The organism is Gloeocapsa sp. PCC 7428 (assembly GCF_000317555.1).
In the GTDB taxonomy this organism is placed as follows: Bacteria; Cyanobacteriota; Cyanobacteriia; order Cyanobacteriales; family Chroococcidiopsidaceae; genus Chroogloeocystis.
On the sequence record NC_019745.1, the window covers coordinates 5,321,218 to 5,342,293 of the forward strand.

Annotated in this window: 22 protein-coding genes; 6 read left to right on the forward strand and 16 right to left on the reverse strand. The window is 43.6% G+C overall.

The window, feature by feature from the left end:
* Nucleotides 1-3: 3 nt before the first annotated feature.
* The 3 genes from GLO7428_RS23385 to queA form a co-directional block, all read right to left on the reverse strand.
* On the reverse strand, nt 4-225 hold the full coding sequence (locus GLO7428_RS23385) for a hypothetical protein (RefSeq protein ID WP_015191063.1): 222 nt from the start codon (nt 223-225) through the stop codon (nt 4-6).
* A gap of 252 nt (nt 226-477) precedes the next feature.
* Complete coding sequence (locus GLO7428_RS23390; RefSeq protein ID WP_015191064.1) at nt 478-3,546, reverse strand: tetratricopeptide repeat protein; 3,069 nt, start codon at nt 3,544-3,546, stop codon at nt 478-480.
* Between the two features lie 108 nt (nt 3,547-3,654).
* On the reverse strand, nt 3,655-4,740 hold the full coding sequence (gene queA, locus GLO7428_RS23395; RefSeq protein ID WP_015191065.1) for a tRNA preQ1(34) S-adenosylmethionine ribosyltransferase-isomerase QueA: 1,086 nt from the start codon (nt 4,738-4,740) through the stop codon (nt 3,655-3,657).
* A 283-nt stretch (nt 4,741-5,023) separates the two neighbouring features.
* Here queA and GLO7428_RS23400 point away from each other — a divergent pair, with 283 nt between their 5' ends.
* Nucleotides 5,024-5,413: a hypothetical protein gene (locus GLO7428_RS23400; RefSeq protein ID WP_041918745.1), complete on the forward strand. Its 390-nt coding sequence runs from the start codon at nt 5,024-5,026 to the stop codon at nt 5,411-5,413.
* A gap of 57 nt (nt 5,414-5,470) precedes the next feature.
* On the opposite strand, the gene GLO7428_RS23405 is transcribed toward GLO7428_RS23400, so the two are convergent.
* Nucleotides 5,471-5,953 carry a YraN family protein gene (locus tag GLO7428_RS23405; RefSeq protein WP_015191067.1) on the reverse strand — a complete coding sequence of 161 codons (483 nt, stop codon included), beginning with the start codon at nt 5,951-5,953 and terminating at the stop codon, nt 5,471-5,473.
* Nucleotides 5,954-5,991: 38 nt separating this feature from the next.
* Between GLO7428_RS23405 and GLO7428_RS23410 the strand changes: the two genes are divergently transcribed.
* Nucleotides 5,992-6,498, forward strand: coding sequence for a pentapeptide repeat-containing protein (locus GLO7428_RS23410; protein WP_015191068.1), 507 nt, complete (start codon nt 5,992-5,994; stop codon nt 6,496-6,498).
* Nucleotides 6,499-6,562: 64 nt separating this feature from the next.
* On the opposite strand, the gene GLO7428_RS23415 is transcribed toward GLO7428_RS23410, so the two are convergent.
* The 7 genes from GLO7428_RS23415 to GLO7428_RS23440 all read right to left on the reverse strand — a co-directional run bounded on the left by GLO7428_RS23415 (nt 6,563) and on the right by GLO7428_RS23440 (nt 13,040).
* The gene (locus GLO7428_RS23415; RefSeq protein WP_015191069.1) at nt 6,563-7,480 is read right to left on the reverse strand and encodes a calcium-binding protein; all 918 of its coding nucleotides are present in this window, start codon (nt 7,478-7,480) and stop codon (nt 6,563-6,565) included.
* A 221-nt stretch (nt 7,481-7,701) separates the two neighbouring features.
* Nucleotides 7,702-9,630, reverse strand: a complete 1,929-nt coding sequence (dnaG, locus tag GLO7428_RS23420) for a DNA primase (protein ID WP_015191070.1) — start codon at nt 9,628-9,630, stop codon at nt 7,702-7,704.
* 121 nt (nt 9,631-9,751) lie between these two features.
* Nucleotides 9,752-10,144, reverse strand: coding sequence for a hypothetical protein (locus GLO7428_RS23425; RefSeq protein ID WP_015191071.1), 393 nt, complete (start codon nt 10,142-10,144; stop codon nt 9,752-9,754).
* A 57-nt stretch (nt 10,145-10,201) separates the two neighbouring features.
* Nucleotides 10,202-11,518, reverse strand: coding sequence for a glutamate-cysteine ligase family protein (locus GLO7428_RS23430; protein WP_015191072.1), 1,317 nt, complete (start codon nt 11,516-11,518; stop codon nt 10,202-10,204).
* 105 nt (nt 11,519-11,623) lie between these two features.
* Entirely contained in the window at nt 11,624-12,442 is an 819-nt protein-coding gene (locus tag GLO7428_RS23435; protein WP_015191073.1) for an N-formylglutamate amidohydrolase, read from the reverse strand.
* A 140-nt stretch (nt 12,443-12,582) separates the two neighbouring features.
* On the reverse strand, nt 12,583-12,732 hold the full coding sequence (locus GLO7428_RS28075) for a hypothetical protein (protein ID WP_015191074.1): 150 nt from the start codon (nt 12,730-12,732) through the stop codon (nt 12,583-12,585).
* Nucleotides 12,733-12,755: 23 nt separating this feature from the next.
* The gene (locus tag GLO7428_RS23440) at nt 12,756-13,040 is read right to left on the reverse strand and encodes a hypothetical protein (RefSeq protein ID WP_015191075.1); all 285 of its coding nucleotides are present in this window, start codon (nt 13,038-13,040) and stop codon (nt 12,756-12,758) included.
* A gap of 178 nt (nt 13,041-13,218) precedes the next feature.
* On the opposite strand from GLO7428_RS23440, the gene GLO7428_RS23445 reads away from it, so the two are divergent.
* The gene (locus GLO7428_RS23445; protein ID WP_015191076.1) at nt 13,219-14,130 is read left to right on the forward strand and encodes a LysR family transcriptional regulator; all 912 of its coding nucleotides are present in this window, start codon (nt 13,219-13,221) and stop codon (nt 14,128-14,130) included.
* Here GLO7428_RS23445 and GLO7428_RS23450 read toward each other — a convergent pair.
* Complete coding sequence (locus tag GLO7428_RS23450; RefSeq protein ID WP_051038477.1) at nt 14,127-14,927, reverse strand: hypothetical protein; 801 nt, start codon at nt 14,925-14,927, stop codon at nt 14,127-14,129. The genes GLO7428_RS23445 and GLO7428_RS23450 overlap by 4 nt on opposite strands.
* 436 nt (nt 14,928-15,363) lie before the next feature.
* Entirely contained in the window at nt 15,364-16,272 is a 909-nt protein-coding gene (locus tag GLO7428_RS23455) for a DMT family transporter (protein ID WP_015191078.1), read from the reverse strand.
* Nucleotides 16,273-16,624: 352 nt separating this feature from the next.
* On the opposite strand from GLO7428_RS23455, the gene GLO7428_RS23460 reads away from it, so the two are divergent.
* From GLO7428_RS23460 to GLO7428_RS29535, 3 genes are all read left to right on the forward strand, one after another.
* The gene (locus tag GLO7428_RS23460; RefSeq protein WP_015191079.1) at nt 16,625-16,822 is read left to right on the forward strand and encodes a hypothetical protein; all 198 of its coding nucleotides are present in this window, start codon (nt 16,625-16,627) and stop codon (nt 16,820-16,822) included.
* Nucleotides 16,812-16,994 carry a hypothetical protein gene (locus GLO7428_RS23465; RefSeq protein ID WP_041918746.1) on the forward strand — a complete coding sequence of 61 codons (183 nt, stop codon included), beginning with the start codon at nt 16,812-16,814 and terminating at the stop codon, nt 16,992-16,994. Before GLO7428_RS23460 ends, GLO7428_RS23465 begins: the two co-directional genes overlap by 11 nt.
* Before the next feature lie 112 nt (nt 16,995-17,106).
* Nucleotides 17,107-17,235, forward strand: coding sequence for a hypothetical protein (locus tag GLO7428_RS29535; RefSeq protein ID WP_255348357.1), 129 nt, complete (start codon nt 17,107-17,109; stop codon nt 17,233-17,235).
* On the opposite strand, the gene GLO7428_RS23475 is transcribed toward GLO7428_RS29535, so the two are convergent.
* The 3 genes from GLO7428_RS23475 to GLO7428_RS23485 are packed head-to-tail and all read right to left on the reverse strand — an operon-like array spanning nt 17,215 to nt 21,062.
* Entirely contained in the window at nt 17,215-18,717 is a 1,503-nt protein-coding gene (locus GLO7428_RS23475) for a GMC oxidoreductase (protein ID WP_015191080.1), read from the reverse strand. The two genes, GLO7428_RS29535 and GLO7428_RS23475, sit on opposite strands and share 21 nt — an antisense overlap.
* Before the next feature lie 9 nt (nt 18,718-18,726).
* Nucleotides 18,727-19,356, reverse strand: coding sequence for a heme-copper oxidase subunit III (locus GLO7428_RS23480; RefSeq protein WP_015191081.1), 630 nt, complete (start codon nt 19,354-19,356; stop codon nt 18,727-18,729).
* Nucleotides 19,353-21,062, reverse strand: a complete 1,710-nt coding sequence (locus tag GLO7428_RS23485; RefSeq protein ID WP_015191082.1) for a cytochrome c oxidase subunit I — start codon at nt 21,060-21,062, stop codon at nt 19,353-19,355. The genes GLO7428_RS23480 and GLO7428_RS23485 overlap by 4 nt, the downstream gene beginning before the upstream one ends.
* Between the last annotated feature and the right edge of the window lie 14 nt (nt 21,063-21,076).

Consider the following 21,076-nt stretch of genomic DNA (forward strand, 5'->3'; position numbering starts at 1 on the left):
TCGCTAGTCGCTTTTGTGCTGCTTCATGCGCAGTTGATGGTTATGGCTATCAAACATCAAGCATAAACCAAAGTTGAATAGTACAAGGCTAAGTGTCCCGATCCAAAACCAACCTTCACCGCTAATTTTGCGGCTTAAAGCTTCACCAAAGACACTCAAGCCAAAGCCAACGCAGAGTAACCCTGCGACTCCTTTGATTAGCCATAACATTTTGTCTTGTTGCATTTACGGTATCATCCTTACTGAAAACGCCTGGCGACTGAAGTCGCGGCTTGATTTACAAAGTCAAGATGGTGCGTGGACTAATAAAATAGACTTCTTGCATGAATCAAAAAACTACCCTTGTCCTTCTGAACCCTTCGCTATTGCTCAAGGGCAGGCTCCGTGAAAGGCTCAATATGACAATTTAAGTATTCACGTAAGAGGTCTAATAATCATTTCTCCTCTGCTTCCTCTGCTCCTCTGCTCCTTCATCTGTTACCCTTCAATTAATTGTCGAAAACCGCGAGTTGTGGCAATACTTTCAAAATCAGGATCGCTGCTGGCCTCGGCGCGATACTTGGGATTGAGTTCAATTGCTTTTTGGAGGTTTTCTAGGGCTAATTTGACTTGTCCTTGGAAGGCGTAGCAAATGGCTTTGTTGTAATAAGCATTAGGATAATCTGGTTGAATTTGCAAAGCTCGATCGAAGCTTTCTAAGGCTTCTGGATCGCGCTCTAGTTGAACGAGTAAATAGCCTTTGGCGTTCCAAGCTTTGTAGTAGTCGGGATCGAGTTCGATCGCTTTATCATACGATGCGATCGCATCTTCTAATTTTTCGAGAACTTCTAACGCCATGGCGCGATTCATCCAAGCTACCGCGTCATCTGGTTTGACTTGTACTGCACGATCAAACGATTGAAAAGCTTCTTCGTGATTTTGCAGTTTGCCTAATGCTACCCCGCGATCGACCCACGCAAGATGATGATTCGGATTGATTTCGATCGCTTTATCGTACGAGGCGATCGCATCTTTGTAGCGTTTCATTCGACTGAGAACAATACCGCGATTAAACCACGCATCGCTGTTCTCTGGTTGAACTTGAATCACTTGACTAAATGCTGCAAATGCGCCTTCGTATCTTTTTAACTCTTTGAGTGCTAGCCCGCGATGATACCAACTTGCTGCGTCATCGGGCTTGATTTCGAGTACTTTGTCAAACGCGGCGATCGCTGACTCGTATTGCTTGAGTTCCCATAAAGCTAAGCCTTGCTGATAGCACAGATCAGGGTTATTCGGCTGAATTTCTAATGCTTGTTCGTAGGTGGCGATCGCTTCTTGATAACGTCCTTCAGCGAATAACGCATTTCCCTGATTGATATAATCATCAGGACGCATGAATAACTGCGGATAGTTTGTTTTCAGCAATTCCAATTGTTCGGATAGCGCTTGAATTTGCTGTGATACGTCAGCTAATGCAGCTTGGGCGATTGATGTTGGAGCTATTTCCGCCAATTGTCGAAGAATCTGCTCTTTTCGCGCTTGTGCATCCGATTTAACTTCTGCAAGTTCTGTTTCTAGTCTATTTTCTAATTTGTCAAGGTTTTCTAGCGTTAATTCCTTGCGATTCGTGATTTCTGACTGAAGTGCTGCGAGTTGATTAGACCACTCGGAAGCTAATTTTTCCAGATTTTCGATTGTCGCATTTTGCTGCGATTGTACTCCTGATTGCGAATCGCTGACTTGAGTTGCAAACTCGGTTGCTTGCGATCGCAGCGATTGAATTTCTTGCTCGATTTGTGCTTGCATCCGCGCCTGAAATTCTTTGATTTGTTCGGCGATTTCTGTCTGGAGTTGCTGCAAATCCTCTAACATCGCATCTTTTTGTTGCTGTAACTTCTCTACAGCATCCGTTTGAATTTCTGATAAATAGGGTGCTAAATTTTCCTCTAGCTGCTTCAGATTTTTTCTGATAAGCTCTTGTTGTTTTTGCACTTCATCTTGCAAACCCGCAATCCGTTCTTCTATCTCAGTTTCTATACCTTCTAGCTGATAGACAGCTTCACCTTTTTGTTCTTGAATTTCTGATTGCAATTCGGAAATTTGCGAGACAAATTCAGCTTCTGTTTGTCTGATGCTTTGTATGGCTGCATCCTTCTCATCTTGAACATCGGCTTGTAATTCTGTCAGTTGCGGAACCAATTCTGATGCTTGTTTTTTCAAATTTTTCAATAAGAAATCGCGCTGTTTTTGAGCTTGTTGTTGAAGTTGCGCAAGTTGCACAGCGAATTCTTTTCTTGCTTGCTGTAAGCTTTGGATAATTGCGTCTTTTTCTTCTTGAATTTCCGCTTGAATTTCTGATACGTCTGGGCTAAAACCTAATGCTAATTGCTCTAAATTATCTAGCGTTTCATCATATTGTTGTTGAGCTTGTTGCTGAATTTGTTGTAACTGTTCAGCTAAATCTACTTCTGATTGTCGGATATTTTCTAGTACAACATCTTTTTTGTTTTGAATTTCTGATTGAATTTCAGAAATTTGCGGATTAAACTCTGTTAACAATCGTTCAATGTCTTGTGAGATAGTACTGCGTTGTGTTTGCAATTGTTGTTGAATTTGTGCCACTTGTTCAGCCAATTCGGTTTCTGAACGTTGTAGGTTCTGAATAACGGTATCTTTTTGGGCTTGAACTTCGGCGTGTAATGTTGAAAGTTGAGGAGCAAATTCAGATACAATTTGTTCTAAATTTTGAAAAATTGCATTGCGTTGTTGCTCGGTTTGTTGTTGAATTTGTGTTAATTGATTGATTAACTCTACGCGAGATTGTTCTAGATGTTGTAGAACTGTATCTTTTTGCGTTTGAACTTCGGTTCTAATTTCTAAAAGATGCGGTGAAAAGTCATCTTGTAGCTGTTTGAGATTCTGTAAAATTAAAGTTTGTTGCTGCTGCGTTTGTTGCTTGAGACTTGCCAATTGAGCCGCAAACTCATTTTCTAGCTTTTTAATTGCTTGTGCTGAAGTTTTGAATTGATTCTCTAATTTTACGTTTGCTTGTTGCTGCGACTGCGAAAGATGAGCGAGTACCTGTGATAAGTTTTCGCGTTGTGCGGCGATCTCTTGCTGTAACTCTTCGGCTTCGTGGTTAATCTCGTCTAAGATTTCTTCCGCATCTTGTAAGATACCCTGAATTTTGCGATCGGCGTTAGCAATTCCGTTTTGAACGTCTTCAAGTTCTTTCAGCCGCATAATCACAATATCGGCTACACCGCGAATGACAGACTTACGTAATAAAAATAGTGAAACTAACGCCGCACCTAGTAGCACAACTAAAGTTGCAAGTAAAATATTCGTCAGCGATATTGACTGCGCATTTCCCTGTGCTGTTGGAGGAGATTGTGGCTGAAGTTGCGCTAAGACAGTTGTTTCCGCCCTAGATTCAGAAGCATCGGGAATAACGGATTCGGCGTTAGCAAAACCAACAGCACCAACCGACAGTAAAAAAGTAGACAGAAAAACACCACTGCCGTGTGATAGAGATTTTAAAATCTGTTTTTGCTTGCGCTTCATAGTTCCCTTTGCCTGCTGATCCACTTTTCGCGATCGCGGTATCTTTTCCAGGTTAATCAAAATTGACGTCTATTTTCGATTTTTACGCTCAATTGTCAAGAAAGCAACTCAACACATCGATTCAAATTGCGGTAAAATCAACATCGCATCACCAAACGAGTAAAAGCGGTAGCGCTCGGCGATCGCTTCTTGGTACAACTCCAAAAGGCGCTGACGTCCAATTAATGCACTTACCAGCATCAGCAAACTTGATTTAGGTAGATGAAAGTTTGTAATCAATCCTTCGACAACGCGCCATTGATAACCAGGATAAATAAATAAGTTGGTTTTTCCGCAAAAAGGTTGCAATTCTCCTGAAACTGCGGCACCTTCTAATGAGCGTACCACTGTGGTTCCCACTGCAAACACTCTCCCGCCTTGGGCTTGTGTCTCGCGAATTTGCGCAACAGTATCTGCACTGACTTCTACCCATTCCCCGTGCATTTTATGCGTTGTGATGTCTTCTACTTCTACAGGGCGAAAGGTTCCCACACCGACGTGTAGCGTCACAAAAGCGGTACGGATTCCTGTATCTTTGAGGCGTGTCAGTAACTCTGGAGTAAAATGCAGCCCAGCCGTCGGAGCGGCGACAGCACCAGGTTGCTCGGCGTATACTGTTTGATATTGTTCGCTGGCGGCTTGAGAATTTGTAATGTAAGGTGGTAAGGGCACTTGCCCGTATTGATCTAACACTTGCAGCAAAGACATTTCTTGCGGAACATCAAATTGCAACAACCGCCCCCCAGTCGCCGCGTCGGTTTCTAATACAGTTGCACTTAAAGGATCGGTTGCGTTTCCTGCAAATACAATCGTTGCCCCTGGCGGTAAACGCCTTCCTGGTTTGACTAAGGCTAACCATTGATTGTGCTGGCGTTCTTCTAAGAGTAACACTTCAACAGTTGCACCACTTTGCTTATGCCCATACAGCCGCGCGGGTATTACCCTTGTATTGTTCATCACAAGTAAATCGCCCGATCGCAGCAGTTGTGGCAACTCGTAAAATCGATGATGGCGATGGCGTGTGGAATCAACAACTAACAAGCGCGCGCTATCTCTAGGTACAGCGGGATTTTGGGCAATTAACTCTTCGGGTAATTCATAATCGTATGCAGATAATAAGCGGTCTTGTTCTTGAGCAGATAATTGACGCAACATAGTCTTGAGTGTAAATATTACAGCATTGCCGTTTTCAACTCGAAAATCCGTATTATTACTGATTTCGCCAAGCCATCGCAGCTTTTACATTGTTTATAGTCACATCTTGTTATTTTTAAATACCGTAGTTTTGCAGATTTTTTGCTAATTTTTTACAATTCATACTTACATATTTAATTGGGTGAATCTACCCAGGTTAAATTGGGTGGTTTTCCCCTATTAATGAAGCGCCTATCTTCGGCACAATAGAAGTGTCGGATTGGTGCGTCTCCCAACCACGGAAATGGAATACCTTTACTACCTCGCAAACGCCAGCCTCACTTTGAGGATTGTTGAATATCTACACAAAGTACAGCATTTATCGGTCAGATTTGTAACCGTGATCCATCAAATTGATGGCTGGGTGGTAAAAGTCAAAATGAACTCGCCCTTAAATGCTCAAGATGATGGAGACTTTCGGGCATTTCTCAATGAACTGGGAATTCCCTACGAACCTCCCATGCGTGTCAATATGGCGCTTTGGAGTTTAGAAGCTGGACAATCACCGATTGATGTCATGCGTCGCTATCAAGTTGCCATAGTCTCTCATGGTAGCCCAGAGCGCGAAGAGATTGAAGCTTTCCGCCAGCAATTTGTACGAGGATTAGGTTATTGCCCAGAAACTTTGGCTTAAAGAGTTATGAATGCTGAGTGTTGAGCAAAAACACCTTTAGTCAGAACTCTTGAGGATTCAAAACTGTGAATAAAATTCAAATGCTGCGGGAATGTAGTCTTGCAAGAGTAATTTGAATTGAGTATTTCTAACTTGTAGTGCCAGCGATTCAAAGATTGCTGGCTTATTTATTGGTGGTGGCGAATGAGTGTTTAAGCGTTGACAGTAGACTAAAGCAACATCGAAGCGACAGGGATAGGCGCTTAAGTCGGGGTATTGAGTTAAGTAAAAAGTCGCTGCTCGATAAAGTTTAGCTTGCTTTTGTGGTGTGAGCGATAATAACCCGCCTTCATCCCAATTTCCGCTGCTACGAGTTTTGACTTCGACAAAAGTAACGAATGGTGTGGTAGCTTCTTGTTGGGCAACGATATCGAGTTCGCCCCAACGACAGCGCCAGCGACGATGCAGAATTTTGCAACCTTGTAACTGTAACCATTGTGCAACGAGGTCTTCTCCTAATACACCAATATCGGGATAATAAGAAGCAGGAGGGTTTGTCATTGGCTGGAATAAGAATGATTTATAGGCGAGAGGATTGGATGGTAAAGACTATATTCAGGGTATGTCGCTGGATAGCGTTTTGGATGCTAGTTGTGAGTGCGATCGCGTCTCCACTGTATATAAGTATTCCCAGTGCGATCGCACTTGATTACAACAAAGAAATTTTACTGAACTCTGATTTTTCAGGGCGTGATTTAACCGACTCTAGTTTTAATCATGCCAATTTGCGTAACAGCAATTTCAGCCACGCAAATTTAGAAGGTGTCAGTTTATTTGCAGCGAACTTAGAGTCAGCTAATCTCGAAGGCGCAAATTTGACGAATGCGACGTTAGATTCAGCGCGGTTGAGTAATGCTAATTTAAAGGATGCGGTTTTAGAGGGTGCATTTGCGGCAAATGCTAAATTTGACAAGGCGATTATTGATGGGGCTGACTTTACTGACGTGCTATTGCGCCGAGACGAACAAGACAAGCTGTGCAAAGTAGCTAAAGGAACTAACCCAACAACAGGGCGAGAAACACGGGAAACTTTGATGTGTTTTTAAAGTGACTTGTGAAAATAAGGCAATCCTTTGGGTGGATTGCCTCAAGTAATTGAAACACTTGTGTTTAAACGATGGTAATGTCTAGGCTAGGAACAAAGCCTGAACCGAGTTGCAGTGTGGCAAACTGCGTGCCGTTGAACGATAAAGCACCCGTATCGCCGTTGAAATTGAAACCATTGTACTGGTTGACACCTGGAGTGATACCAAATCCAGAAGCTGAGACTTCTATTGTGTCTCCCTCTGAATACTTGAAGTCTTTAATTGTATCGATACCTTCGTAAGGAGAGTAGAAAACAAAGGTATCTGCGCCTACACCACCTACCAGCGTATCGTAACCATATTCACCGGCAATGCGATCGTTGCCTGCACCTCCCTCAATGTAGTCGTTACCGTAGTAGCCTAGTAGAGTATCATTTCCGGCATCTCCATAGAGTTTATCATTACCAGACAAGCCATCAATGAAGTTATCAGCACTATTACCAACAATTTTGTTATTCAAGTTGTTGCCAGTACCGCTAATTGCGTCGTAGCCTGTGAGGGTGAGATTATCGACATACGAGCCGAGGGTAAAGCTGACAGAAGACTTAACGGTATCGTTTCCACCATTTTGGTACTCAGTAACGGTATCGTAAAAACTATCGACGATGTATGTATCATTACCTGTACCGCCATACATCGCATCAGCACCGGAACCACCGTCGAGTAAGTCGTTACCAGCTTCGCCATAAAGGGTATCATTGTCAGCTTCACCGTATAGCTTGTCGTTGCCGTCATAGCCGTATAGTACGTCATTGCCATACCAACCATAGAGCGTATCGTTCCCTTTCCAACCATCTAAAGTATCGTTACCATTCCAGCCATCGATCACATCGTTGCCGTCTTTACCGTTTACATAGTCATTACCGTCATTGGCAAATATGCTGTCGCTGTAGTTTGTACCATTAATGCTGTCATCGAAAATTGTGCCGTTGATGTTAGCCATTGTTTTTACTCCTAATTCATAAGTGCTGTAGTTTATGAGCGATACGTTTTGGTTATCTCGTATGCTCTGTAGGTATATAGGAGTGGCTTTCTAGTTTTATGCAGTGGTGTCGTAGAGATTAGAGGATAAGGCATTGCCAATCATGCATCGCGGGGCAAGGCATTGCCAATCATGCATCGCGGGGCAAGGCATTGCCTTGCCCGTACATTAATATGGTGCTGTTAAATGAGATCGGTGAGGGAAAATTGGCGTTGTCGATCTAATTGTTGTAAGCGGCGCTGTTCGGTGTAGAGGAGTTCATAGTACGATCGCGATCGCTCTGGATCTTCTTTTGGATCGATCGCTTCCCAAAGTTCGAGGTATAAGCGATAGCGTTTTTCACACATGACGCGTTCCATGCACGCGATCGCCGCTTGTACTCCTTGAGTCGCACGCAGCAGATCGTGTTCGGTTTTCTCATCTAAGTAAAATAAGTGTGATATCGAAGTCATCTCGCGTTCAAATTGTAAGCAGCGGGTTTGGAGGCGCGAGAATAAGGGATCTGATGCGTCAGATGATACTGGGTTATTTTCTAATGCAGTTTCTGCTAAGATTTGTTGCCACAAAAATCGATGGTGCGAGAGGCTAAATTGTAGATCTCGCGCTTGTAAAGCTTCGGTAATTGCTTGACGATGTTCGGGACAATGTAGGTAAATGCGTAGTAGTAAAGCTTCGGCTTGTTCGAGGAGACTGCGATCGCTTGTCAGGGGAAAAGCTGGCGATTGCTGCTTTTTAAATGGTTGGGGTTTGCGGTTGCTTTGAACGGGTGTGACTTGCTGCGATAGAGTTTCAGCTTGTAGGGGTATTAGGCGCGAATCACCTAAACTCAGTAACTCGGCGCAGCGAAAAATATAATGATTGCGCGTATCGCTGTTATCAATTAATTTAAGCAACTTCACCATTTTTTGGGCGACTTGCTGAAATTGATCCGCTTGCTTCAAGTCGCGGTTTGCTACGATTTGTTGTATTTGCCAGTCTAACCACAATGGAGCTTTTTGTAAGAGTTCGCGATAGTGTTCGGGCGTGTAGGTATGTAGGTATTCATCAGCGTCTTTACCTTCAGGTAAATTGAGAATCCGCAAACTGACTTCGCCACGATACGCAAGAGTTGCAATTTCGCCGATCGCGCGTTCTGCGGCTTGCGTTCCCGCAGCATCAGCATCAAAGTTCAGCACAAGTTGTTTTGATTCGGTGTAGCGTAGGAGTTGGCGTACTTGATCTAAACTCAACGCTGTACCCAACGAAGCTACTGCGTTCGTAATTCCGGCGGCGTGGAGGGCGATCGCATCAAAATAGCCTTCGACGACGACTGCTTGATCTGCGTGCGAAATTGCCGATTTGGCTTGATCGAGGGCAAACAGCGTTTTTCCTTTATTGAATAATTGAGTTTCAGGCGAGTTAAGATACTTGGGTTGCTCATCGCCTAAACTTCTGCCACCAAAACCAATGACGCGCCCTTGGATATCATGAATTGGAATCATCAAGCGATCGCGAAAATAATCGTAATAACTGTCTTTTGATTGTCGTTGGCGAATTAATCCTGCTTGTTCTAGAAGTTGCACGGGGTAGTGCTTTTGTTCTACCAAGTAGCGATAAAGCGTTTCCCAGCTTGTCGGTGCGTAACCTAACCCAAACTGCTGAATGGTTTCTAGGCTGAGTTTGCGTGTCGATTGCAGATACTCTAGCGCGGTTTCTCCTTGCGGTTGACGTAAGGCGTGTTGATAGAATTGAGCAGCGATCGCTAAAATCTCATAAAGCTGTTCGCGTAACGATAATTGACGCTGTAGTTCTTGGCGTTGTTCGGGTGCGAGGGTTTGTACGGGTACTTGGTAGCGCCGTGCTAAATCTAAGACAACTTCACTAAACGAACTTTTCCCGACTTCCATCAAAAACTTGATGGCGTTTCCCCCAGCGTTACAGCCAAAGCAGTAATACATCTGCTTCGTTGGGCTAACACTGAAACTCGGGGTTTTTTCGTCGTGGAAAGGACACAAACCTACATAATCTTTACCACGCTTGCGCAGAACAACGTGTTCTGATACCACATCGACGATATCAACTCGTTGCTTAACTTCTTCAATTGTGTCTGGATGCAGGCGCGGAATTTGCATTGATCTAATTAGTGCAGTGTTTGAGCGAGACTGGTAATTGGTAAAAATATTTATTAAGAATGACCTATCACCATTATCGAATTAAATAGCTCAACCAAGTCGTAAGAATGACCTATTACCATTATCGAATTAAATAACTCAACCAAGTTGATGGATCTTTTTGCGGAATCAACAGCCGCCATGTCTTACCTTCTTGCTGACGTTGCAAGTAAACATCAAAAGCATTTTGCTTTTGCGTCAATGTGCGTGGTAGTTTAAGCTTGAGGTCGTACGTACCGCGAACGTGATAGGCTGGTGAACTTTGAATTTCTATAGGTTCGCGTTGCTCAATCTTGACGTGTTCGACTTTTAAGCCTTGGAAATCGACGCCGAGTTGTTTACTGAGTTGCTGTTGCGTTTGTTCTAGTTGCAGTGCGATCGCGCTTTGGACAAGTTTATTGCTTGGTTGCATTCCACCACTACAAGCTGTCAGTAAAACGAATAAAATCGCGATCGCCATCAATCGAAGTACCATAACACAAGCTAAACTCCCTACTGCCCCATCAGAGATTGTATCGACTTTGTGCTAGCTTTACTCCGCAAGCATCTCCAAATGCGATTGTTCTAGAAAGGCAACTTGCTGTTCTAATTTGTCGCAACACTGACGTACCAAGCTTAACCCGTCTTCTTGCGAGATTTCTTCTGTAGTGGGGAAAAAGTCTTGCAAAATTTCGGCTTCGGTAGTTTGGTATTCTCCTAGCGCAGATCTTAATGTTTTGAGATAGTGCGATCCTTCCCCACCTTCTTGGAGTGCAAAATCAAGAATTGAATCTAAATATGCTACAACTTCAGTACTCTTAACACCCTCCGTCACCGCAGCATACAGCAAGTCACCATCAAGATAGTAAAAGTCTGGTACAGCAAGGATATTGCCGTTCAACTCAAAGATGCGTAATCCCTCAGTCGGTTTAACAGTCAGATGTTCAGTTCGCACGCGATGTGCTGCATGATAAAGTAGCGTGGCGATCGCTAAAATCACTTGGGGGTAGTTGCTATCGGTTCCGCGCATTTCTACCGTACCAATTCCATTGAGTCGCACGCGATTCCACGCCGCTTTGAGGAGATTTCCCCCAGCTTCTTTAAACAAATGTCGTTCGACTCCCGCCCGATCCATTGCGGCTAACCAAGAGTAGTATCGCGCAAACTGTAACTCGACTAATTCTTCAATATCTGCTGCATACGGCTGTAATCCACCAACCGATTGCAAATGCGTATACACTCCTTCCCAACCAAAAACGTCACTACCGCGATAACGTACGGTATGCGCTGCAAATTTCATGACGCGTCCTTCGTAAAAAGGACACGCCCGCGATAGTACAATCAATGATGGATCTAACGCTGTTGCCAAGTTATAAATATTCAACAGTTCTTCGCGTGCTTGGGGTGTAGAGTTGTAAGACACGCCTACGCGTCGGTCAATGATTCCTGCTGGGAGATCTAAATGAATGTGCGTTCCTGTACACCGCGCCGCGTGCATAAAGCGATCGAAGCCAATCGTGCGAACTTGCACGTGATACCATAGCTTATTGCGAATTGTCGGCATGACGTGCAGCGGGTAGGTAGACAAAGGGTAAAGTCTGAGACTCATTTCCTTAGCTACCTTGAGCGCCACCTTAAGATTACCTAGATATTCTGTTGCTAACTCTGTCACGCTGTAAGCAGGTGGTGTGTTAATTTCCACCATACTTTTTACCCATTCCGGTGCAAAATGTTGCGGGTTACGTCCTTCGGCTACTGCGACTTCTTGACAGCGCTGTAAGTATTCATCACCGCAATGCGAAATGACACCAAGTTCATCTACAAGAAAAAATTCTTGCTCAAGCCCGATCCGCCGATCTTCTACACTCATGCCTCAAACCTCTAAACCGTAGGTCTGCGAGATTCGCGTCCTCTGCTTATGGGTGGTATTGTTTTAATTTTACTGTTCAATGTTCTTACTTAAAGAACACAGCAATTAAACAAATTGATAAGTGTTGTTGACGACATCTGCATCAACTTGATTTAAAGCTTCTAGAATACCTGGAACAGTAGATTGCAACGCTTGACGAATCGCATCTAATTGCACGATGTCTACTTCATTTGTCCATTCGTTCATAAAAAATTTTTTGACTTCAATCGACAAAACGCACGCTGAATCAGGAAAGGTTTGATGCACCCAGCGGGGAAAGTAACCGCCGGAGAAGTTAATATTTTCGCGGACGTCTAAATGTCTACCCAAAAAGTTGAAGGCTCGCAAATCTTGCGTAAAGCGGTCGATAACAGGTGCCCACCGCTGACGATTGAGCGTTCCTGTACCAATGTTAATTTCTGGATTGTAACGCGGATCGGCGGGTAGTGAATCAGGTCCAAAACGCAAGTGATTGTAAGTATGCAGTTCAAATACAACGAAGCGACGATGACGACGTTCAATATCGCTCAAAACTTTTTCTAACATGGCATAGAAGGCGTCGTGTTCTGCCCAAGAACGCTCCACGATCGCACGGGGTGGTCTTTTTTTCCAAACCTTTAATCCCCAAGCATCTTCAGGTTTAATATAGACGGCTTTATCGCGGCTACGATTGAGGTCAAATTCAAACCGCGATCGCCGTACAACAATTCTGGTATCGGCAATCTTTGTCCAATGCGCAGTGTACGGATCTTCTTCGCGCCAGCGATCCGCTTCGGTAACGCTGAGTAACGGGGCGACTTCTTCGCGGATATCGTGACCATCGTGCAGCGCCACAGCAACGATTGGTCCATCTCCTTGTGTTAATGCCCAGCTACTTGATGTCATCTACTACCCCATAGGACTGTATAAGCTTTTCATTCTCGCTTGAATTGAGGTAAATAAATGTAACGACGGTAACAAGTTACGGCGATCGCTATTTAAATAAAAACCCCAGTGCGGACTGGGGCGAGTTGCTGTTAAGTACTCTATTTAACATCCCAAATGCGTGCTTTGTAATCTGCATAGTAACAGCTAAACTTCCAGAAGTTAATCAGCGGACGCAGTAAGGGATGATGCGATTTTTGCTGTTTTTGCTCTACTTTAAGCGATGATTGATTGCGATCAGAAAACATCATGCTTCTTTCTCCTTGGTTAATTATTATTGGTAATATCGTTCTTCAATCCAAGCGCGCATTTCTGCTTCAGAATTGCGTTTTGTCGTGCGCCCTGTTATTGGATCGTAAGCATTCCACCATCTATGACCATCGCGGTCTGAACTTTGCCAAACTTGTAGTTCGTTCTGCGTGTTGAGATAGTTGATAAATCGCTGCCAAACTCTTTTTAGAGGTGCTAAAGAATCAGCTTTTTTGGTTTGTACTTTTGTCGGTTGATGATAGAGAAATTCTAGTTTTTCTCGATCAAAGGAACTAATCGAATTCTTCATACCAAATCTTCACGACCTCACATGACATCGTTCACTTCTCTTAACAATCTCACTCTAACAATCTTTTTCTTGACAATCCAAGCAAATTATGTATGGTATATATGAATAAAATTCATATTTGGGATATGGCATGACTTACCAATGATTGCGAGAATAGACGTTGCTTGTATGGAGTGCTATGAGTGACATTACTAGTAAAATTAAGCTCTCGCAGTTACGGGCGTTAGTTGCAGTCGCGGAACACGGAAACTTTAGTACGGCTGCGCTACATTTGGATATATCGCAGTCTGCGGTTAGTCATGCGATCGCGGCGTTAGAAGAAGATTTAGGCGTTGTCTTACTCGCGCGTGGGCGTCATGGGGCGCATCCGACACCTGTGGGCGAAAGGATCATTACTCACGCACGCCAGGTACTACAATTACTCGAAACAATGGCTAAAGAAGCAAATCTCGAAAAAGGTTTGCACGGAGGTCAAGTACGAATTGGCTGTTTTCGGAGTGTCGCAACGCACATTTTACCAGCAGTTATTGCCGAGTTTCGCAACCATTTTCCTAAAATTGCCGTCACAATTACTGAACATTACGATTATATTGACGTTGAACAAGCTTTGCGGGAAGGTCATGCGGATCTTGGCTTTACTTATCTCCCTGCAAGTGATGAATTTGAGACTTGGAAATTATTACGCGATGATTATATTGTGTTGCTACCGCCAACTGCTCCAACAACGACAAAACAAATCAACTGGAAGCAATTAGCCGCATATCCTTTAATTGTCCCGTCAACAAATACCTGTTCAATTAGAATTCGCAATCATCTACGCTTTTCCGATTATCCGCTCAACATTGCGTATGAAGTTCGCGAAGATTCAACAATTGTCAGTATGGTTGTTCAAGGATTGGGTGCAGCAATTTTGCCACGATTAGCCGCCGAACCCTTACCACCAGGGGTACAAGCGTGTACTTTACCGATTCCTCTTGAAAGAATCATCGGAGTGGCGGTGTTGGCGAATACACTGCAAACACCCGCAGTTTTTGCGTTTCTGGATGTTCTGATGAAATCAAAGCGATTTGCACTTAAAGCAGTGGTTTAGAAATGATAGTTATTTAAACAATATTCAATCTGTAACATTAGGCGATCGCGTTGCTGGGGGGGTGTTCCTTTATGAAAACAAAACGGATCTTCAGCAAACCCAAAACCAACATTGCCACAGATTGTTAAAATATCTTCTTGTTGATAGTATTGACTAATATCGCGATCGCTACGACCTATAAATAAAGTCAATTGATGCGTTATTTTCTTATTTTTGTGACTTCCGCGAACACAAACGTGCGGTCCAGTACTTGCATCAACTTCGGTTAAGTAAAAGAAAAATTTTAGCGAACGATAGTCAATCGGATCGTAATGAAATAACTCTTGAGCAAAGTTAAGTCTTTCTTGGAAATTGGCGTTTGTTGCAAAACTCCACCAAAGTCGTGATCCTGTAAATACAGGTTTGGCATTGAAGTAAGTCGCAGCAATTTTAAGTAACTTAGGATCTTGAGTAATCTTCTCAATTGCGCAGCAATGTCGCTCAGGATCTACGTAGTCGCTAACGATAAAAAAACTACTATACTTTTCCTGCCATATTTCTTTACTATCAATGTGAAACATCAGTTGTGGATTGAGATTTGCATAACACGGCTCGCGCTTTGTAAACGCTAAAATCTCTTCAATAATGGTCGGTGGTAGCTGAATACCTAAATACAAGCCGTCTTTCTGTAGTGCTTGAACAACAGTTTCTACATCAAGATCTTCAAAGATAGATTCTGAACAGTCCTCAATGAATGCTTTTGGATAAAAAATCTGTATATGAGAGCGAATGACTTGAAATCGCGAGAACAAAAACATGAATAACCATTTCGGATTGTTAACAGAATACGTGTAGTAAGGCTTTACTTTTAGCCTGGCTCTCAATAGCAAGTCTTGCAGTTTATCATGGCTGCGCCTAAGTCGATGATTTATCAAAAACATATTTTTAGAAAAAATACTTACGTTGTTTAGCCTAAGTAATTCTTCTTAAAATGCCATATCTTTAACGAAATCTTTGAAGAAAATTGGTAAATCAAGCGCTTTTGTAAGTAAATCGTAAAAATGATAAGAAAATCCTCATAAACCTTAAAACATCGTTATTTTTGAGGAAATTTGCTTGATAGCATAGCGAATTTATTCGCGGTTCCGCAAACTGTATCCACTTCCCATAATTGGAAATCCGGTTGCTGAGTGATGATAAAAATGGTAGCTAGTGACTAGCCAGTAGTAACTAACCGCTAAGTCATGCACTCAGCTATTGCAAATAAAATAAGACAGCAATTCCCGCGATCGCAATGGCTACACCGGCGATCGCTCGGAAGCTAATTCGTTCGCCCATCGCTGCTGCAAGTGGTAAGACAAATAAAGGACTTGTATTAGTCAGTGTTAGCGCAATTCCTGCGGCTGTCAATTTAATAGCAGTTTGTTGCAGCCAAATTCCGAGATAAGTTCCGGTAAAAGATGCGATGAAAATTGCGGCGATCGCGCGTCGTGGGGGCAATTTTAGCCCAGAACTACGTGTTTTCAACGCTACCCACGGTATGAGTATGCATAAACCACCACTCAAGCGCAAAAGTGCAGCCCACAATGAGCTAACAGTTGTTGTGGCAAACACAGCGCGAGAAAGGACTGCACCTGTTGCTAAAGCGATCGCTGCTAAAATGCCGAAACTGATACCGCGTAGTAAATGAGTTGAGTGGTGCGTGCTAGTATTAGGAGTTCTTTCGCTTAATACCCATGCTACTCCCAGAATAGTGAGTATAATACCACACCAAGCAGCAAAACTCAACTGTTCTTGAAGAAAGAGCAACGCCAAAATTGCAGTCATTGGCGGTGCTAAGGTTTCCATGAGCAAGGTTCGCCGCGCACCGAGGTATTTTAAGGCAGTCAGGAACGCAGAATCGCCTAAACCGATGCCCAACATTCCACTTAGTATGAAGAAGAAATAATCGTTAAACGCCAATGGAGGGAGAACATCGCCACTAATGAATATAGTGAATAGCAAAAGAACAACTGCGATCGCACCTTTGAACAAGTTGAGTTCGAGAGGATGAATAGTTTGTCCAACGCGACTATAGATAACTGAAGCCACCGCCCACAAGCAAGCAGCAGATAAAGCAGCTAATTCCCCTGTTAAGCTCAAGTTTAAAGATAAAAATGACATCTGTGTTTTGAGTAAGAGGTATCTTACCTGTATTTGTTGAGTTTTAAATTTTACCTTTCGCGCAAAACTTTTATTTTGGGTGCTTTAAACGTAGTACAGAGTTATTCATCTTTACTTGGCGCAGCACTAAAAAATCATCAGTTGTTAATTTTCTCTTCACTACCGACTCGCTTTCAGCAGATTTTCTACTTTTACCTCGGTGATATTTTAAAGGTTTCACGATCCCTATGCAATTCTTCTAGTTTTCACACCTCACCGTGACTATACCGAGGTCATCTACTACTTTCTGTCAATACGATACAGAACAGGTGTCATTTGCTATATCAAATATTGTGTTTTCAAGAATAAGAAGATGCTAGTCAGAACATTTATTGTAAATCAACTATGTATTGGCATGATGCGCGAACTGGCTTTAAAATTAAGGCAGACACAATCGCAATTTGCTACTTGGATGTTTCCTAATATTCAATATCAACCTTCACCGTTAGCAATACTAATTGTGGCTTTGCAACAATATCTCAGCAATCCTAGAAAAGATATTGACTGCTGATGTCGCAGAAGAAATCGCTAACCGCCATATGGAAGCCGCGCGATATATTCAACAAGTTATTACCCAAGTTTATGTAGCTGAAAAGACAGATGAAGATTTGCATAAACTGCTAAAAAGTTCTACAACAGAACTACTGCTTACACTACAACTGACCGCAGATAACAAAAATTAGAGCTTTGCAGATATACTATGCTCAGACTATTGCTTATGCACTGTTTACAGCAAGAGTATTTAAATTCGTTAGAAACAAACGGGAAAGAACGAAAGAAACCTTTTTTCGGGAATTGGCTTGGCAACAATTACCCGAAGTTCAGCCGTTTTTACGGCAATTATTTAAGAATGTATTTGAACGCCAAGCGCAGTTAAGCGATTATTCTTCATTTAGCAACGCATTACTTCAACTGCTCGATTAAGTGATCGCCCACTCGCAAAGCATTAGCGATGACGGTTAAACCAGGACTCACGCTAGCATGAGACGGGAAAAAGCTGCTATCGACAACATAAAGATTGTGGACTTCGTGGGCGCGACAGTTAAGATCCAATACCGAAGTTGCTGAATCTTCGCCAAAGCGACACGTACCGCACTGATGTGCAACAACCTGGATCGGCATATCACTGCGCGGATGCGTTGTGCGGTTGAATACAGTAGGTTGCGACTGTTCAACGCTTTTCAACACATCAACCCAACGATAGACCAAGCGATCGTGCGCTTCTACATTGTTTGCGGTATAGTCAATTCGTAATTTATCTCCCACATAATGAACGCGATTGTCAGGATGGGGTAAATCTTCGGTTTTCAGCCACCAACCGATTGAATGCGTTGCTAACTGTCGCAAGCCAAAATCTGGCATCAGCCGCGACAATACAGATAAAATCGGTGGTGCTTCGGCGAAAATGACATCTTGAAAAATGCCACCAGAGTTTTGCACGTGACCCATCGGATACGGAAAATCCTTATCGCCCCAATAAAAATCATTTAGCCCCAATGTGCGGGAAAATGTACCAGAATTGGAGGTAGCGGTTAACTGCACCACAACCGATAGCAGTTGTTTCATCAAATTTCGTCCTACCAAACCAGAACCATTGGCAATTCCGTTCGGGTGTTTTTCATTAGCAGATCGTAGCAGCAATGCTGCCGAGTTCACTGCACCACAGGCAAGCACGATAATATCACCCAAAAATAAATAGGACTGTTCGCCAATTTTTGCTTGAACGGCTTTAATCTCCGAACCTGATGGGTTGGTATGTAGACAAACAACCTGTGCAGAGGTTTTGAGCGTCACATTTTCGTTCTTGAGAACGGGGCTAACTCCGGTATCTTCCGCATCAGTTCTACCGCGATCGCCTAATCCTAGCGGCAAATAAAAAGGATGCAACCCTTGCTCAGTCAGACTTTCGCCAATACGTTGCACCATTGGCTCGTGCGCCACTTTTGCAAAAGGATAAGGTTCGCTATGCGGCGGTTCGGTGGGGTCATCTTCGACTTTACCGTGTACTTGGTATAACTTCTCGGCTTCGGTGTAGTAAGGCTCAAAGTCTTGATACTTCAACGCCCACGCAGGGGAAATTCCGCCTTGATGCTTTACTTCCTCAAAGTCACGTTCGCGCATTCGCTGCAAAACGCCACTCCAGATCTTTGTATTTCCACCAACGGCGTAGTACGTTTGCGGATAAAATGGCTCTCCTGTATTGTCATACCAAGATTCAGGCGCGTGAAATTGCTCTTTCTTAAAAATTTCTGTATCGACTAATTCTGAGCTTTCGCGATAGATCAATTCTCCGCGATCGAGCAGCAAGATCTTTTTCCCTGTGGGTGCTAGCTTGCGCGCTAATGTTCCACCACCTGCGCCCGTACCAACAATAATGACGTCATAGTATTGGTCGTCAACGATCATGGGATTCTCCTACTGCCAAACATAAATTAGCGTGTACAACACAATCCAAATGACATCGACAAAGTGCCAGAATAAAGACGTTGCTTCAACACCAAAAAAACCGTTGTCGTAATTACCAGGGATAAACGATCGCACTAACATCAATGCTTGCAACAGAATTCCGGTAAGAACGTGCAAGCCATGAAATCCGGTTAATAAAAAGAACGTACCGCCGAACAAACCTGACTGGTAGCTAAAAGGTAAACTCTGCCATTCTACAGCTTGCCCGAATAGAAAATAGCTGCCCATCGCCATTGTAGCTAATAGAAATAGGCGAAAGCCCCACAGTTTTTTATCGTGTAAATAACGCTCAGCGACGTAGATCACAAAACTACTCGATACCAGTACGAGCGTATTAATCAGTGGTTCTTTTGTTTCCAACCCTGTTACCCCTGCTGGATACCAATCAGGAGTCGTGGTTTTGTAAACAATGTAACCTGCAAAGAAACTCAGAAAAATAACGCTTTCCGACAGCAGAAACACGATAAAGCCGAACTTACTATTACCTGCTGCATCATGTTCTTGGTGCTGTCGAACGTTAGCTTCAACGTCTTGTGCGTTGCGTAGCTCCCCGGAGGGGTTCGCTCTTTCTACTGTCATGATGTTTGCCGCTGCGTGAGAGATTCAGGAAATTCAGTCAAGCCTGGATTGGGAGTATTTTCTACTAATGGCTGATTTCTACCGTAGCCGTAGGGACCCGAAATGACAATTGGCGTTTCTTCAAAGTTTTCTACAGTTGGGGGTGACGAGGTGAGCCACTCTAAGCCATATGCCCGCCAGGGATTGTTGCCCACTTTCTCGCCGCGAATCCAGGAACTCACCATGTTGAGAATAAAGGGTAGCGTAGACAGCCCTAACAGAAAACCGCCAATACTTGCTATAACGTTCCAGTAGGCAAATTCTATGTCATAGGATGCGACACGACGCGGCATTCCCATGAGTCCCAGGGGATGCATCGGCACAAAGGTTAACGCCGTTCCCAAGTAAGTTAGCGCAAAATGCAGTTTACCCAAACCTTCGTAATATTTGCGTCCGGTCATCTTGGGAAACCAGTGATAAATTCCGGCATAGATCCCCATGACGATCGCGCCATATAGCACGTAATGGAAATGTCCTACGACAAAGTAGGTGTTATTGACATGAATATCAATCGGCACTGATCCAAGAAAAATTCCAGTGATTCCGGCAAATACCCAGTTACTAATGCCACCAAGTGCAAATAACATTGGTGTCGTGAAGCGGATTTTGCCGCCCCAAATCGTTGCTACCCAACCAAAAACTTTGATGCCAGAGGGAATTGCGACTAGCATCGTCGTCACCATAAAAAACATCCGCATCCAGCCAGGAGTGGCACTGGCAAACATATGATGCACCCACACAAAACCACTAATAACTGTGATGAGAATTGATGATGCTGCGATTACGCGATAGCCGAATAACGGTTTACGTGCATGAACGGGCAAAATTTCAGAATACATCCCAAATACTGGCAGAATCATGACATAAACTGCCGGATGCGAGTAAAACCAGAAAAAATGTTGATATAATATAGGATTACCGCCCCGCTCTGGAGCAAAAAAACTCGTCCCGATTGTGAGATCGAGCAACAGCATCACTGCACCTCCTGTCAGCGCCGGTAGCCCGTAGAGTTGAATCAACTGCGCCGCCAACACTGACCATACAAATGCCGGTGTTCTAAACCAGGTCATTCCTGGTGCGCGCATCCGAAAGATGGTGGTGACAAAATTCACCGCGCCCATGATCGAAGATACGCCCGAAATTGCCACTGCCAAAATCCATAACACCTGTCCGTTAATCAGATTTCCCGTCGGGTTTTGCAAACTCACTGGTGGATATGCCCACCATCCTGATTGTGACGGACCTCCTGGTACCAAAAAACTGACAAGCATGAGAATGCCTACCACGGGAATCATCCAGAAGGAAACCGCGTTGAGTCGAGGAAATGCCATATCTCGCGCCCCGATCATCAGCGGTACTAAATAATTTCCAAGTCCTACTAAAACGGGGAATGTCCACATAAACAGCATGATTGAGCCATGCATCGTGAACAGCGCATTATAAACTGTGCGATCGACTAAATCCGCATCGGGGGTAATCAGTTCGCCTCGCATAATCATCGAAAACGTACCACCGATCAAGAAAAAGAAGAACGATGTGACGATATATTGAATGCCGATGACTTTGTGATCGGTGCTGAAGGTAAAAAATCGCTTCCAGTTATCGGGCGCACCAGGGTAGGGCTGTCCGCGAACGACTTCTGGAGCCTCAAGCGAAATGTTTGTCATAAAATTACTAATCC

Coding starts and splice junctions, on each gene's coding strand:
- GLO7428_RS23385 (WP_015191063.1), bottom strand. CDS start 225: ATGCAACAAGACAAAATGTTATGGCTAATCAAAGGAGTCGCAGGGTTA.
- GLO7428_RS23390 (WP_015191064.1), bottom strand. CDS start 3,546: ATGAAGCGCAAGCAAAAACAGATTTTAAAATCTCTATCACACGGCAGT.
- queA (WP_015191065.1), bottom strand. CDS start 4,740: ATGTTGCGTCAATTATCTGCTCAAGAACAAGACCGCTTATTATCTGCA.
- GLO7428_RS23400 (WP_041918745.1), top strand. CDS start 5,024: ATGGAATACCTTTACTACCTCGCAAACGCCAGCCTCACTTTGAGGATT.
- GLO7428_RS23405 (WP_015191067.1), bottom strand. CDS start 5,953: ATGACAAACCCTCCTGCTTCTTATTATCCCGATATTGGTGTATTAGGA.
- GLO7428_RS23410 (WP_015191068.1), top strand. CDS start 5,992: ATGGTAAAGACTATATTCAGGGTATGTCGCTGGATAGCGTTTTGGATG.
- GLO7428_RS23415 (WP_015191069.1), bottom strand. CDS start 7,480: ATGGCTAACATCAACGGCACAATTTTCGATGACAGCATTAATGGTACA.
- dnaG (WP_015191070.1), bottom strand. CDS start 9,630: ATGCAAATTCCGCGCCTGCATCCAGACACAATTGAAGAAGTTAAGCAA.
- GLO7428_RS23425 (WP_015191071.1), bottom strand. CDS start 10,144: ATGGTACTTCGATTGATGGCGATCGCGATTTTATTCGTTTTACTGACA.
- GLO7428_RS23430 (WP_015191072.1), bottom strand. CDS start 11,518: ATGAGTGTAGAAGATCGGCGGATCGGGCTTGAGCAAGAATTTTTTCTT.
- GLO7428_RS23435 (WP_015191073.1), bottom strand. CDS start 12,442: ATGACATCAAGTAGCTGGGCATTAACACAAGGAGATGGACCAATCGTT.
- GLO7428_RS28075 (WP_015191074.1), bottom strand. CDS start 12,732: ATGATGTTTTCTGATCGCAATCAATCATCGCTTAAAGTAGAGCAAAAA.
- GLO7428_RS23440 (WP_015191075.1), bottom strand. CDS start 13,040: ATGAAGAATTCGATTAGTTCCTTTGATCGAGAAAAACTAGAATTTCTC.
- GLO7428_RS23445 (WP_015191076.1), top strand. CDS start 13,219: ATGAGTGACATTACTAGTAAAATTAAGCTCTCGCAGTTACGGGCGTTA.
- GLO7428_RS23450 (WP_051038477.1), bottom strand. CDS start 14,927: ATGTTTTTGTTCTCGCGATTTCAAGTCATTCGCTCTCATATACAGATT.
- GLO7428_RS23455 (WP_015191078.1), bottom strand. CDS start 16,272: ATGTCATTTTTATCTTTAAACTTGAGCTTAACAGGGGAATTAGCTGCT.
- GLO7428_RS23460 (WP_015191079.1), top strand. CDS start 16,625: ATGCTAGTCAGAACATTTATTGTAAATCAACTATGTATTGGCATGATG.
- GLO7428_RS23475 (WP_015191080.1), bottom strand. CDS start 18,717: ATGATCGTTGACGACCAATACTATGACGTCATTATTGTTGGTACGGGC.
- GLO7428_RS23480 (WP_015191081.1), bottom strand. CDS start 19,356: ATGACAGTAGAAAGAGCGAACCCCTCCGGGGAGCTACGCAACGCACAA.
- GLO7428_RS23485 (WP_015191082.1), bottom strand. CDS start 21,062: ATGACAAACATTTCGCTTGAGGCTCCAGAAGTCGTTCGCGGACAGCCC.